Origin of the sequence: Rhodovulum adriaticum, from assembly GCF_004345735.1 — a bacterium.
Lineage (GTDB): Bacteria > Pseudomonadota > Alphaproteobacteria > Rhodobacterales > Rhodobacteraceae > Rhodovulum > Rhodovulum adriaticum.
In genome coordinates this window covers 595,085-608,131 of sequence record NZ_SLXL01000001.1, presented here as the reverse complement: position 1 = coordinate 608,131, position 13,047 = coordinate 595,085, and the positions used below count along the sequence as shown (strand labels likewise).

The 13,047-nt window shown below is 69.3% G+C and carries 16 protein-coding genes and 1 pseudogene; 12 read left to right on the top strand and 5 right to left on the bottom strand.

Annotation, left to right across the window (positions count from 1 at the left end):
- Positions 1–158 precede the first annotated feature (158 nt).
- From EV656_RS02850 to flbT, 3 genes are all read left to right on the top strand, one after another.
- The gene (locus EV656_RS02850) at positions 159–1,424 is read left to right on the top strand and encodes a flagellin N-terminal helical domain-containing protein (RefSeq protein ID WP_132599236.1); all 1,266 of its coding nucleotides are present in this window, start codon (positions 159–161) and stop codon (positions 1,422–1,424) included.
- 65 nt (positions 1,425–1,489) lie between these two features.
- Positions 1,490–1,870 (top strand): flagellar biosynthesis regulator FlaF, encoded by a 381-nt coding sequence (gene flaF / locus EV656_RS02845; protein WP_132599234.1) that lies wholly within the window; start codon positions 1,490–1,492, stop codon positions 1,868–1,870.
- On the top strand, positions 1,867–2,274 hold the full coding sequence (gene flbT, locus EV656_RS02840; protein ID WP_132599232.1) for a flagellar biosynthesis repressor FlbT: 408 nt from the start codon (positions 1,867–1,869) through the stop codon (positions 2,272–2,274). Before flaF ends, flbT begins: the two co-directional genes overlap by 4 nt.
- A 547-nt stretch (positions 2,275–2,821) precedes the next feature.
- Here the strand turns inward: flbT and EV656_RS02835 are convergent.
- A pseudogene (locus EV656_RS02835) lies at positions 2,822–4,129 on the bottom strand (FliI/YscN family ATPase); the annotation flags it as partial.
- Positions 4,130–4,212: 83 nt separating this feature from the next.
- On the opposite strand from EV656_RS02835, the gene EV656_RS02830 reads away from it, so the two are divergent.
- From EV656_RS02830 to EV656_RS02790, 9 genes are read left to right on the top strand one after another with little or no spacing between them, the layout of a single operon-like run.
- On the top strand, positions 4,213–4,590 hold the full coding sequence (locus tag EV656_RS02830; RefSeq protein WP_132599228.1) for a FlgB family protein: 378 nt from the start codon (positions 4,213–4,215) through the stop codon (positions 4,588–4,590).
- Between the two features lie 9 nt (positions 4,591–4,599).
- On the top strand, positions 4,600–4,992 hold the full coding sequence (gene flgC, locus EV656_RS02825) for a flagellar basal body rod protein FlgC (protein WP_132599226.1): 393 nt from the start codon (positions 4,600–4,602) through the stop codon (positions 4,990–4,992).
- A gap of 12 nt (positions 4,993–5,004) precedes the next feature.
- Positions 5,005–5,295, top strand: a complete 291-nt coding sequence (gene fliE / locus EV656_RS02820; protein ID WP_132599224.1) for a flagellar hook-basal body complex protein FliE — start codon at positions 5,005–5,007, stop codon at positions 5,293–5,295.
- Positions 5,296–5,298: 3 nt separating this feature from the next.
- A complete protein-coding gene (locus EV656_RS02815) occupies positions 5,299–5,565 on the top strand; it encodes a flagellar biosynthetic protein FliQ (protein WP_132599222.1) in 267 nt (88 codons plus the stop codon).
- A gap of 1 nt (position 5,566) precedes the next feature.
- Positions 5,567–6,286, top strand: a complete 720-nt coding sequence (locus EV656_RS02810) for a flagellar hook-basal body complex protein (protein ID WP_132599220.1) — start codon at positions 5,567–5,569, stop codon at positions 6,284–6,286.
- Positions 6,287–6,305: 19 nt separating this feature from the next.
- On the top strand, positions 6,306–7,091 hold the full coding sequence (gene flgG / locus EV656_RS02805) for a flagellar basal-body rod protein FlgG (protein ID WP_132599218.1): 786 nt from the start codon (positions 6,306–6,308) through the stop codon (positions 7,089–7,091).
- On the top strand, positions 7,091–7,519 hold the full coding sequence (flgA, locus tag EV656_RS02800; protein WP_132599216.1) for a flagellar basal body P-ring formation chaperone FlgA: 429 nt from the start codon (positions 7,091–7,093) through the stop codon (positions 7,517–7,519). Before flgG ends, flgA begins: the two co-directional genes overlap by 1 nt.
- Before the next feature lie 11 nt (positions 7,520–7,530).
- Complete coding sequence (gene flgH, locus EV656_RS02795) at positions 7,531–8,268, top strand: flagellar basal body L-ring protein FlgH (protein WP_132599214.1); 738 nt, start codon at positions 7,531–7,533, stop codon at positions 8,266–8,268.
- Between the two features lie 8 nt (positions 8,269–8,276).
- Positions 8,277–8,777: a flagellar basal body-associated FliL family protein gene (locus tag EV656_RS02790; RefSeq protein WP_132599212.1), complete on the top strand. Its 501-nt coding sequence runs from the start codon at positions 8,277–8,279 to the stop codon at positions 8,775–8,777.
- Here EV656_RS02790 and EV656_RS02785 read toward each other — a convergent pair.
- Genes EV656_RS02785 through flhA form a run of 4 tightly spaced genes read right to left on the bottom strand, consistent with a single transcriptional unit; the run spans position 8,749 to position 13,044 of the window.
- Positions 8,749–9,117 carry a hypothetical protein gene (locus EV656_RS02785; protein ID WP_132599210.1) on the bottom strand — a complete coding sequence of 123 codons (369 nt, stop codon included), beginning with the start codon at positions 9,115–9,117 and terminating at the stop codon, positions 8,749–8,751. The two genes, EV656_RS02790 and EV656_RS02785, sit on opposite strands and share 29 nt — an antisense overlap.
- Positions 9,114–10,199 (bottom strand): EscU/YscU/HrcU family type III secretion system export apparatus switch protein, encoded by a 1,086-nt coding sequence (locus EV656_RS02780; protein WP_132599208.1) that lies wholly within the window; start codon positions 10,197–10,199, stop codon positions 9,114–9,116. Before EV656_RS02780 ends, EV656_RS02785 begins: the two co-directional genes overlap by 4 nt.
- Positions 10,196–10,966: a flagellar biosynthetic protein FliR gene (locus EV656_RS02775; protein WP_132599206.1), complete on the bottom strand. Its 771-nt coding sequence runs from the start codon at positions 10,964–10,966 to the stop codon at positions 10,196–10,198. The genes EV656_RS02780 and EV656_RS02775 overlap by 4 nt, the downstream gene beginning before the upstream one ends.
- Positions 10,963–13,044, bottom strand: coding sequence for a flagellar biosynthesis protein FlhA (gene flhA / locus EV656_RS02770; protein WP_132599204.1), 2,082 nt, complete (start codon positions 13,042–13,044; stop codon positions 10,963–10,965). Before flhA ends, EV656_RS02775 begins: the two co-directional genes overlap by 4 nt.
- Between the last annotated feature and the right edge of the window lie 3 nt (positions 13,045–13,047).

The following is a 13,047-nucleotide window of genomic DNA, read 5'->3' as shown; positions in this document are numbered from 1 at the left end:
CTTAACCGGCCTGGGCAAGGGTGGTCCCGCGTCCGGCCCACCGGGCGGCGCGGAAACGGAACACCCGATTCCCGCAGGGGTCAGAAGACCGCCGCAAAGCCCCCGCCGGGGGGCGCACTCAACGGCGCAAAGCGCCCTTCACAGGAAGGACGGACCCTATGTCCAGCATTCTCACGAACTCCAGCGCCACGGTCGCGCTGCAAACGTTGAAAAGCATCAACAGCAACCTGTCCAAGACCCAGGACGAGATTTCGACCGGCAAGTCGATTTCGTCGGCCAAGGACAACGCCGCCGTCTTTGCCATTGCCAAGGTGATGGAGTCCGATGTTACCGGCTTTACCGCGATCTCTGAATCGCTGGCGTTGGGGCAGTCGACGATGGGCGTCGCCATGAACGCCGCGGAACAGACCGGCGAACTGCTGCAAGAGATCAAGGGCAAGATCATCTCGGCCAACGAATCGAACGTCGACCGTGACAAGCTGCAAAGCGAGATCGCCTCGCTGCGCGAACAGATTGGCGGGATCGTCGGCGCGGCGCAGTTCAACGGGCTGAACCTGCTCAGCAACACCTCCAAGACCGCCGGATCGGGCAGCGTCGATATCCTGGCCTCGCTGGACCGGGCGTCGGACGGGACGGTGTCGACCAAGAACATCACGGTCGGCAAGCAGGATCTGGGCCAGGGCGCGGCTGCCGATGCCGGGTCCGAGGCCGATACCAACGCGGGTACCGATTTCAGTTCGACCAACCACGCCGATGGGGACACGGCAGCCATTGCCACCTTCACCGCCAGTTCCGGGTCCGGCGCGACCGGCAGCGTAGAGGCCGGGCGATCCTTCGTCATCGCCAGCGGATCCACCTATAACGCGGGCAGCAGCGATATCGTCTATGTCGCGCGCGATGGCGACACGATAAAGGATGTCGCCCAGCAAATGGCGAACCGGCTGAGCTTCACCGCCGAGGCGGCAGGCAACACCGACTTTACCTTCGCGGTGAACAGCAATGGCCAGATCACCGCCGAGAACAACAGCGGTGCCGCCGTCGCCGATGACGGGTCAGCCATTTCCGAGGCCGATGCCGGCGAAACCGGCGGCACGATCGGCGGCGGGCTGGAACTGCTGTCGCAGGTCGACGTATCCACCAAAGAGGGCGCAGAGGCCGCGCTGAGCGCGATCGAGGGGCTGATGCAGACCTCTGTCGGGGCACAGGCCTCCTTTGGCACCAGTGCCCGCCGGATTGAGATCCAGAGCGATTTCATCTCGACCCAGATCGACACGTTCAAGGCCGGTATCGGCTCGCTTGTTGATGCCAACATGGAAGAAACCGCCGCGCGGCTGCAATCGCTGCAGGTACAGCAACAGCTGGGCGTTCAGGCGCTGTCGATCGCGAATTCCGCGCCGCAGACGATCCTGTCGCTCTTCCGCTAAGGGAACGGGCCGGGGCACCACCCTCGGCCCGCCACACCTGCCCGCCCTCAGGAACGGAGCCGTAGATGAACGCCCTGCACATGGCCCAGACCGCCTATTCCGCCCCGAACCAGGCCCATATGCGCAGCCCGCGGGCCACCGAATACGCGGCCTTCACCCGGATCACCGCCAGGCTGAAAGAGGCCGCCGCCACAGACCCGGTCGACTTTCCCGCGCTGGCCGCCGCGCTCGACCAGAACCGAAAACTCTGGCGCGTGTTGGCAATGGATGTCGCGGACCCCGCGAACGGGTTGCCCGACACCTTGCGCGCCCGCCTGTTCTATCTTTTCGAATTCACCGACCAGCACACCGCCAAAGTGCTGGCCCGCACCGCCGATGCTGCGCCCCTGATCGAGGTGAACACCGCGATCATGCGGGGCCTCTCCGGGGCGGAGATCCCGCGATGAGCGGCCTTGTCCTGAAACTGGGCCCCGGCGAACGGGTGCTGGTCAACGGCGCCGTGGTGGAAAACGGTGACCGGCGGGCGCGCCTGTCGATCCTGACACCCAACGCCAATATCCTGCGGCTGCGCGACGCGATCCACCCCGAGGAGGTGACGACCCCGGTCCGCCGGGTCTGCTATATCGCGCAACTGGTTCTTTCCGGCGACGCGCCACCGGATCGGGCCCGGCCGCAATTGCTGCGCGGTATCGAACAGCTTAGCCAGGCGCTGACGGATCCCGACAGCCACCTGCGCCTTGCCACGGCCAGCCGGGCGGTACTGGACGGCCAGTACTACCAGGCGCTGAAGGCCCTGCGCGCCCTGTTGCCACGGGAAGAGCGGCTGTTGGCCGGAGCGGGCGGCGCATAGCGCCCGCCCCTTGGTGCGCCGGCGGGCTGCCTGCGGAAGGCGGGCGCATGCAGCCGTGGGGCTAGATCGGCGCCGCGCGTTGCGCAGGCATTAGGCCCCGGGAATACTGGCCCGTGCGACCGGGGCACGAACCCGCCGGGGCACGCCCGTAACGCCAGCCTGCCGCGCCAGCGCGCCGCATCGCCGACCTGACGCGGGCGGCGGGGCCCCGCGCCGGGCGGTGATCCCCTCCGGGACTGCCCCTTAATATCCCGCCGCACGATGGGCCGGACGCGCACCAAACGCGCGGTGGCGGAACACGGTCACCGGCTCAGACGGCGGATCCGGCCTGCACCGGCGGGGGACCACCCGCAGCCGCTGTCAGATCGGCCGCCGGTGCGCCCCCCGGCGACAGCCCCGCTTGGCCGGGCGCTGATGCTGTCCCGCGCCAAGGAATCGCCGGATCCGCCTGCACGCCCTGACCCGCCCCATCCATTGCGGCCGGGGCCTGGCCGCCTAGGGCAGGTTTTGCATCCGGATCGGGCACCCCATCTGCGGCCCCACCGTCCAGAACCTCGCGCAACCGGGCAAAGCTGCCCGCGACGCCCCCCGGCGCGGTTTCACCCAGAAAGCTATCCAGCGCCGGCCAGGCCCGGATGGCATCGTCGATCCGGGAATCGCTGCCCTCGGCATAAAGGCCCGCCTGGATCATCAACTCGGCCTGGTCATAGGCACCCAGCAATTGCCGCGCGCGCGTAATCAACAGGTTTTCCGCCCCGCTGGCCGCACGCGGCAGGCTGCGCGAGACCGAGCGCAGCAGATCCACCGCCGGGAACCGCCCCCGTTCCGCGATCCGCCGGTCCAGCACCACGTGCCCATCCAGCACACCGCGCAGGATATCGGCAACGGGTTCCTCCATGTCGGAGCCGGCCACCAGCACCGAGAATACCGCCGTGATGTCCCCCGCAGCGCCCGCCCCCGGCCCGGCCCGTTCGGCCAGCGCCATGATCGCCTGCGCGGTAGAGGGCGGATAACCCCGCAGCGCGGCGGGTTCGCCTGCGGCCAGGGCCAGTTCGCGGTGCGCCTCTGCAAAGCGGGTCACTGAATCGGCCAGGAACAGGACATGCTGCCCGGCGTCGCGGAAATGTTCGGCCACCGCCATCGCCGCCCAGGCCGCGCGGCGGCGCACCAGCGGCGACTGGTCCGAGGTCGCAGCGACCACCACCGCCCGCGCCATCCCCGCGGGCCCCAGCACATCAGCCACGAATTCGCCCAGCTCGCGCCCCCGCTCGCCGATCAGGGCGATCACGGCGACATCGGCCTCCAGCCCGCGGGCAAGCTGACCCAGCAGCGTGGACTTGCCAACGCCCGACCCAGCGAAGAGGCCCATCCGCTGACCCCGCACGATGGGCAGCAGCGTGTCAAAGGCCGCCAGCCCCGTGGCCAATCGTGGCCCCAACCCGCGCCGCCGGGCCGCGGGCGGCGGGGCCGCACGCAGCGGACGGGGCACCGTGCCGGGCATCAGCGGGCGGCCGTCCAGCGGCTGGCCAAACGGGTCGACCACCCGGCCAAGCCAGGACGCATCGGGGGCGATTTCCCCCGGTCCCAGCAGGGCCACGCGATCGCCCACCGACAGCCCCTCTGGCGTGCCGTCGGGCAGCACGCTGACCGTCCCCTCGGCCAGGGCCAGAACCTCACCGATACGGCGGGTACCGGGGCCGTGCCGAATCTCTACCAGATCGCCCAACCCCGCATAGCCCGACAGCCCGGCCACGCGCAGCGTTCCGCCGCCCGCAGCCACCACATGGCCGATGGGGCGCACCGGCCTCAGCGCCGCAAGGCGCGCGCGTAGCGGGGTGAAAGGGTCATGGGTCATCCAAGGCTCCGCTCCGGGTCATGCCTTACGGTTTCTAAAGGAATCGCTCTTAAGCAGAGGTTGAAACCGAGGGAGAAGCCCCGATGACCGAGATCCTGCATATGGCGCACGCGCTGTCCCGGCATGCCGGGGCGCGCCAGACCGTCATCGCCCGCAATGTCGCCAATGCCGACACGCCGGGCTATCGCGCGCAGGATCTGGCCCCCTTCGCCGACAGCTACAACGCCCCAGATACGCTGGCCCTGCGCACCACGCGGTCGGGCCATATCGGCGGCGCGGGCAGCGCCCTCGCCCTGCGCATCCAGGCCGTCGATGGCCCCGCCGATCCCAACGGCAACACCGTTTCCCTGCCCGAGGAGATGCTGCGCGCCGCCGACACAATGCGCGCCCATGACCTGTCCCTTGCCGTCTACCGCACTGCCCTGGGGGTGCTGCGCACCAGCCTGGGCCGCCCGAGATAAGAGGATGCAATGACCGATCTTGCCGACAGCCTGACCCTTTCGGCCAGCGGCCTGCGCGCCCAGGCCGCGCGCCTGCGCCATGTGTCCGAAAACATCGCCAACGCGGATACGCCCGGCTATCACCGCAAGCTGACCCGGTTCGAACCCGCCACCGGGCTGGACGGCCCATCGGGCGCGCCACGCACCGGCCCGGCCCTGCTGGACCCCACCGCGCCGGAACAGGTCTATGACCCCGCGCACCCGCTGGCCGACGAAACCGGCCATTACCAGGGGTCCAACGTCAACCTGATGATCGAGATCGCCGACGCGCGCGAGGCACAGCGCAGCTACGAGGCGAACCTGAAAATGTTCGACCAGGCGCGGCAGATGTCCCGCGGCCTGCTGGACCTGTTGCGCCGATAAGGAGTTGACCGGATGAGCATCGACACCGCCCTTGCCCTGCAGGGGTATGCCGGGGCGCGCCCCGCGACCCGCCCCGAACCGCAGCCCACCGGGGCCGAGGCCGGATTTGCCCGGCTGGCCGGCGGGCTGGACGCCACGATCCGCCAGGGCGAAACCACGGCGATGGCCGCCATGACCGGGGGCGCCGACCCCCATGCGCTGGTACAGGCATTGGCGCAGACCGAACTGGCGGTCGAAACGGCCGTGACCATCCGCGACAAGGTGGTCGAGGCCTACCAGGAAATCCTGCGCATGCCGGTGTGATCGATGGATGAGCTGATCTTTCACGATACCCTGCGGCAGGGGCTGTGGATCGCGATGGTGATTTCCCTGCCGATGCTGACCGCCGCGCTGGTCACCGGCGTTGCCATCGGCCTGTTGCAGGCGTTGACCTCGGTCCAGGAAATGACACTGACCTTCGTGCCCAAGCTGGCCGCGATGCTGGCGGTGTTCTGGATGTCCATGACCTTCATGAGTGGCACGCTGACCGCCTTTTTCACCGGCCGGATCGTGCCGCTGATCGCGGGGGCCTGAGATGGAGGTCGCCGCCTACGCCGCCCTTGCCCGCCAGACCGGCCTGATGCGCGAAATGGACACCATCGCCCAGAACATCGCCAACGCCGCCACCACCGGCTATCGGGCCGAGGGGCTGGTTTTTGCCGAACATGTCGCGCGGCTGGGCAACGGCGGCGGCGGCCTGTCGATGGGCCACGCCATCGTGCGTAACGTGGACCTGTCCCAGGCGCCGCTGGCCCGCACCGGCGGCCAGTTCGATTTCGCGATCCAGGGGACGGGCTTCTTTTTGCTGGACACGCCGGACGGTCCCCGCCTGACGCGGGCGGGCAGCTTTACCCCCAACGCGGTGGGCGAACTGGTCAGCCCCGACGGGCACCGCCTGCTGGACGCGGGCGGCGCGCCGGTCTTCGTTCCGCCCGACGCGCATGTCGTGGCGCTGGCCACCGATGGCACATTGTCGGCGGACGGCCGGCCGCTGACCCGTATCGGCCTGTATGCCCCCGCCGACCCCGCGCAGATGACGCGGGCGGGCAGCGCGCTGTTCGATCCCGGCGGCGCCCCCCTGCCGGTGGAGGGCGGGCAACTGGTGCAGGGCGTTCTGGAACAGTCCAACGTCGACCCGATGACCCAGATCGCCCGCATGATCGAGGTCCAGCGCGCCTATTCCGCCGGGCAGGATCTGGTCGAAAAGGAAGACGACCGCATCCGCCAGGCCATTCGCACCCTTGGCCCCAAATGACCCGTGAAAGGAACCCCCCATGCGCGCCCTGAGTATCGCCGCCACCGGCATGTCCGCCCAGCAGATGCGGGTCGAGGTGATTTCCAACAACCTCGCCAACATGAGTACCACCGGCTACAACGCCCGCCGCGCGGAATTTGCCGACCTGCATTACCAGCAGGTCGCCCGTGCCGGCACGATCAACGCGGCGGATGGGTCCGTCCTGCCCACCGGCGTACAGCTTGGCCTGGGCGTGCGGCCCGCCGCGGTGGGCGTAACCCTGGCCCAAGGGTCGCTGGCCCAGACCGGCGCGGATCTGGACCTGGCGATTGAGGGGCGCGGCTATCTAGAGGTCACTCTGCCCTCAGGCCAGCCGGCCTATACCCGCGACGGCGCGCTGAAACGCACCGGCGACGGGCTGATCGTGACATCGGACGGGTTCACCGTGGCCCCCGGCATCACCATCCCCGACGATGCCAGCAGCATTTCCATCAACGCCGAGGGCGAGGTCTACGCCTATTTCACCGACGCGGTGCAGCCCGAATTCCTGGGCCAGTTCTCGCTGACGCTGTTTTCCAACGAAAAGGGGTTGCAGGCGATGGGCGCCAACCTGTTCACGGAAACCGAGGCCTCGGGCGCGCCGATCGCGGGCACCCCCGGCGCGGACGGGTTCGGCACGCTGCGGCAGGGCTATCTGGAAAACAGCTCGGTCGATGCGGTGCGCGAACTGACTGAGCTGATCGAGGCCCAGCGGGGATACGAACTGAACGCCAAGGTCATCACCGCGGCCGACCAGATGCTGGCCGCCACGACACAGGTGCGGTGATGCGCGCCCTGGCCGTGACCCTGATAATGGCCAGCGCCGCGCCCGCACTGGCCGACATGCTGGTCGCCACACGGGCGATCCGGGCCGCCACCGTGCTGGCGCCGGGCGACGTGGCGCTGGCCGCAGGACAGGTGCCCGGCGCGCTGGACGACCCCGCCCAGGCCATCGGGCAAGAGGCACGGGTAACCCTTTACCCCGGCCGCCCGATCATGGCCGGAAACCTGGGCCCACCCGCCCTGATCGAACGCAACCAGATCGTCACCCTGACCTATGTCACCGCCGGGCTGCGCATCCGGGCAGAGGGCCGCGCGCTGGATCGTGCCGGGGCTGGCGACCGGCTGCGGGTGATGAACCTGGCCTCGCGCAGTACCGTCACAGGCACCGCCACCGCCGCGGGCCATGTCGCCGTCGGCCCCGCCACTCCCTGAGGAATCCCGCCATGCCCCATGCCTTGCCCGCCGCGATCCTGTTGGCCGTCACCCTGGCGCCCGCCGCCTGCACCCGGTTGGGCGAGGTCGGCCGCGCCCCCGATTTCAACCCGGTGGAGGGCAGCAATGCCTACTACGCCATGCTGTCCCCGGACGCGTTGCCGCAACGCACGGACCGGCGCCGGGGCGATGCGGCCTCTTTGTGGGCGGCGGGGCGACAATCGCTGTTGGGCGACCGGCGCGCGGGGCGGCGGGGCGATATCCTGACCGTGGTGATCGAAATCGACGACAAGGCCGAGATGTCCAACGCCAGCGAACGCAGCCGCGACAACGGCCAGTCCATGGGCGTGCCGCATTTCTTCGGCGTGCCGCAACGGGCCGCGCGCGGCCTGCCAGAGGGTGCGGGAACCGACCCCGCGGTGCAAACGAATTCACAGACCCGCCATGGCGGCGAGGGCTCCGTCAGCCGCAACGAAACCCTGGAACTGCGCATCGCCGCAACCATCACCGACGTTCTGGCCAACGGCGTCCTGCGCATCGAGGGCAGCCAGGAGGTGCGCGTGAATTTCGAAATGCGCGAACTGCTGGTCACTGGCTATGTCCGCCCCGAGGATATCTCGCGCCAGAACGAGATCACCTATGACAAGATCGCGGCGGCGCGGATTTCCTATGGCGGCCGCGGGCAGATCACCGATGTCCAACAGCCCCGCTGGGGGCAGCAGATCACCGATCTGGTCCTGCCGTTCTGAGGTGCACGATGGCCAAGTTCCTTCCTCTTCTCCTGGCGTTGCTTGGGCTGCTGGCGGGCACCGGCGCCGGTCTGGCCCTGAAACCCGCGCCCCCCGCCGATGCATCCCAAGGCACCGCCGTACCCGCGGGCGACCACGCTGGCGATGCGGGCCACAACGCGCAGGCGGGCCACGCGAACGGCGGCAGCGCCGATTACGTCAAGCTGAGCAATCAGTTCGTCGTGCCCGTGGTGCATGACGGGCGGATGTCCGCCCTGGTCGTGATGTCCCTGTCGCTAGAGGTCGATACCGGCGGCAAACAGCCGGTCTTCGCCCGCGAACCCAAGCTGCGCGATGCCTTTCTGCGGGTGATGTTCGATCACGCCAATACCGGCGGCTTCGACGGGGCCTTTACCGAAACCGGGCGCATGATCCTGCTGCGCGCCGCCCTGCTGGAGGTCGCCCGAAATATCCTGGGCCCCATGGTGCATGACGTGCTGATTACCGATCTGGTCCGCCAGGATGCCTGAACCCATCCCTTTCGCATAACCGCGCCACCGCCGCGTCGCGGCCGACCGCGCCGCGCGCCTCGGCCAGCGCCGCATCGCGCGCGGCACGGGCGCGGTCTTGCGCCGCGATCAGCGCGGCCCGCCGCGCGGCACACCAGCGGGCGCGCGCCGCCCCCGTCACGGCCAGCGCCGCGATGTCCCCCGGCGCGGCCGCCGCCATCTCTGGCGCATCCAGGGCTGCAAGCTCCTGCTCTACCCGGCGCAGGCGGGCGTTCGCCTCTGCCAGGCGGAGCAGCTTGGCCGCGCGCAGCGCGCCGCTGATCCGGGCCAGCCCCACCAGGCGGGGATCGGGCCGCGTCACCGCCACCCCCCGGCGCGGCGGCGCATCTCTTCGGCAAAGCGGATCGCGGCGGCGACGGCGGCGTAATGCTCGGGCAGGATCGGCTGGCCGATTTCCACATTCGCGTGCAGGGCCCGCGCGGCAGGCGGATCGCGACGCATGGGCACCCCGGCCTCGGCCGCGATCTCGCGGATGCGGGCGGCGATTTCGTCCACCCCCTTGGCCACGCAGATGGGCGGCAGCGCCGCGCCGCGATCCCAGGCCAGCGCCACCGCGACATGGGTCGGGTTCACGATGACGACATCGGCCTTGGGCACATCCGCCAACATCCGGTTCGTTGCAATGTCGGTCGCCCGCTGCCGGCGCTGCTGTTTCATGTGGGGGTCACCCTCGGATTGCTTGATTTCGTCTTTCAATTCTTGATGCGACATGCGGTGGCGGCGCCCGTGTTCCGCCCGCTGCCACAGCAGGTCGATCACGCCCAGCACCGCAGCCGTGACCACCACGATCGACAGAAACCCCAGCCCCATTCGCAGCGCCGCGGCATTGGCCGGACCCGGATCCAGGCCGGGCAAGGCCAGGATTTGATCCAGATGCCCGGCCAGGTAGACCCCCAGCAGCCCCGCATACAGCGTCAGCTTGGCCGTGCTTTTCGCAAAATCGAACAGCCCCGATCGCCCGAATTTCTGCGCGGCGTTCGCCACCGGGTTCAGCCGCGACAGCTTTGGCCGCAGGCGGGCGGGGGCCACCACCAGGCTGCGCTGCGCCACGACCGAGGCCAGCACAGCCATGCCGGGCAGCAGCAGGAAGGGCGCCGCGCCCAGGGCCACCTGCAGCATCAGGCCGCCCGCCAGGGCCGGGCCGGACAGCATCAGCGGCGCCAACGCCTCGGCCCGGCCCAGCAGGCCGGCCCCCAGCGTGCCAAGCGCGGCCAGCCCCGTGCCCCCCAACGCCAGCGCCGCCAGCAACAGCCCGGCATAGCTTGCCGCCGTGTTCAGGTCGGCGGATTTCGCGATCTCACCCTTGCGCCGCGCGTCGTCCAGCTTCTTCTGGGTCGGTTCATGCGGCTTGTCGGCGGCATCTTCTTGCGATGCGCCGCTCATCCCCCGCTCCCGAACGGGTCCGCAAGGCGGGCCAGCAAATCCCACTGCCAGACGGCCAAAATAGGCGGCAGCGCCAGCATCAGCAGGCCCAGCCCCCCCGCCGTGATCGCGGGCGCCCCGACGAAGGCCACCATCAGCTGCGGCATCGCCCTGTTGATGACACCGAGGGCAAGGTTGTACAGCAGCGCCGCCGCCACGAAGGGCATCGCCAATGTCGCGGCCAACGCAAAAGCCCCGGCGATTTCACCAACCCCCCAATCGGCCAGCGGGCCGGCTGCCGGGGGCTGACCCGGCGGCAGCACCCGGTAGGACAGGATCATCGCCTCTGCCGCGCGCAGGTGCAGGCCCGCCATGGTGGCCAGCGCCAGCCCGGCCATCACCATCAGGCGCCCGATCGCAGGCTGGGGGTCCATCGCCGCCCCGCCCAGAATCTGCGACAGCGAGGTCGCCTGCGCCGCGATGTCCCCGGCGATTTGCAGCGCGAGGATCGACAGTCGCAGCACCAGCCCCAGTGCAAGACCCGTGATGACCTCATACCCCAGGGCCGCCGGGCCAACGCGCCCAACCCCCTGCAGCATCGGGGCGACGGCTGGGCCCACCACAGCGGAAAAGGCCAGCGCCAGCGCCAGGCGAATGCGCATCGGAACGACCCGTTCGCCAAATGCCGGCAGCAGCGCCAGCACCGCCCCCACCCGCAAGAAGACGAACAGCCAGGCCAGCAACGGCCCCTGCCACGGCGTCAACAGGTCGGCGGCGGTCACATTCATGGCGGCACCGTTCCGACCAAGGCGGGCCGGACATGGGCGCCGATCTCCTCAAACGACAGGACAGGGATATTGACACCCTTGGCCGACAGCAATGTATGCAGAAAGCGTCGGCGCCGCGCAGGCACGGCCAGAACCGGGGCATGCCCGGTCTGCGCCGCCTGGGCCAGCCGGTCGGATACCGCGCCCGCCAGCCGGTTGAAACTGTCTGGCGGCAGCGCGATTTCCGGTGCCTCTGCCCCATTGCCGCCAGTTTGGGCCGCAGCAAAGCGTTGTTCCCATTCGGGCGACAACTGCAGCAAGGGCAGCGTATTGTCCTCGCGCCTGTGGTCGGCCACCAATTGCAGGCCCAGGCGCTGGCGGACATGTTCGCAAATCTGTTCGGGCGTCGGCAGATGCGGGCGGGCCTCGGCCATGGCCTCCAGGATCGCGGGCAGGTTGCGGATCGACACGCGTTCGGCCAGCAACAGACGCAACACCGCCAGCAGCAGTTCCGGCGGCACCTTGTCGGGAACGTGGTCATCGATCATCCGGCGGTTCGCGGCGGCCCGGTCCGCATCGGACAGGCTGCCCAGCTCGTCCAGCAGGCGCCGCATTGCCTTGCTGGTCATCAGGCGCGACAGATTGCGCGCGATCACCTCCAGCAGATGGGTGGCCAGAACCTCGGACGGGTCGACGACGGTCATGCCGTCCAGGGCCAGTGCCTCTCTCTGGGCGGGATCGACCCAGCGGGCGGGGGCGCCGTAGACCGGTTCCTGCACATCCGCGCCGGGGGGCAGAACGGTGTCGCCTGCACCCGCCAGAACCAGCAGGCGGTCAGGCTCCAGCCGGTCGCGCGCGGCCTCTACCCCCTGGATGCGGATGACATAGCACCCGTCCGGCAATGCGGCGTTATCGGTCAGCCGTATCTCGGGCAGGATCAGGCCGAAACGCTCGGCCACATGGCGGCGCATCGCGGCGATCCGGGCCTCGATCCCGGTGGCGGGGTCCAGCACCATCCGTACCAGACCGGGGGCAAACTCTAGGTGAATGTCGTCCAGGTCCAGCAGATCGCCCAGCCTTGGGGCCTGATCCGGGGGCGGATCGGCGGCTGGCAGCGCTGGATCCTGTGCTGCCGCCACACCGCGCCGATGCAGGGCGATGGCCGTGCCCGCCAGGGCCAGCGCACCCCCCATGAAGGGCAGAAAGGGCAACCCCGGCACCAGCGCGAACAAGGCCAGCAGCACCCCCACCGTGCCCAGCGCGGCAGGATGTCGGCCCAACTGGCTGAACAGGGCGAAATCCGCCGTTCCGGTCGCCCCGCCCCGCGACAGCAGCAACGCCGCCGCGATCGAGATGATGACCGCGGGGATCTGGCTGACCAGCCCGTCGCCCACGGTCAGAATCGCATAGGTTTCCAGCGCGCCGCCCATTGGCATGCCATGGACAAACACGCCCATGCCCAGCCCCATCACCAGGTTCAGCAGCGTGATCAGCAGACCCGCCACCGCGTCCCCCTTGACGAATTTCGACGCCCCGTCGAGCGAGCCGAAGAACGTGGTCTCGGCCTGTTCGCGCTCGCGCCGGGTGCGGGCCTCGGCGTGGTCGATGGCGCCGGCGGCCATGTCGCTGTCGATTGCCAGCTGCTTGCCGGGCATCCCGTCCAGGGCAAAGCGCGCGCCAACCTCGGCCATGCGGCCAGCGCCCTTGGTGATGACCATGAAATTCACGATCATCAACACGCCAAAGACGACCAGCCCCAGAAACACGCTGCCGCCCATCACGAACATGGCGAAACCCTCGATCACCTCGCCCGCGGCGCCGGTGCCGGTATGGCCCTGCCCGATGATCAGCTTGGTCGACGACACGTTCAGCGACAGCCGCAGCATCAGCGCCGCCAGCAAAACCGTCGGGAAGGCCGAGAAATCCAGCGGCCGCTCGACGAACAGGGTGACGGTGAACACCAGGATCGCCAGGGCAAAGGACAGCGCCAGACCGATATCCAGCACCCAGGCGGGCATCGGCAAGATCATCATCGCGATCACGGCCATCAAGGCCAGGGCCAGCAGGATCGTGGGGCGGAACAGCGCGGGCAACGACATGGC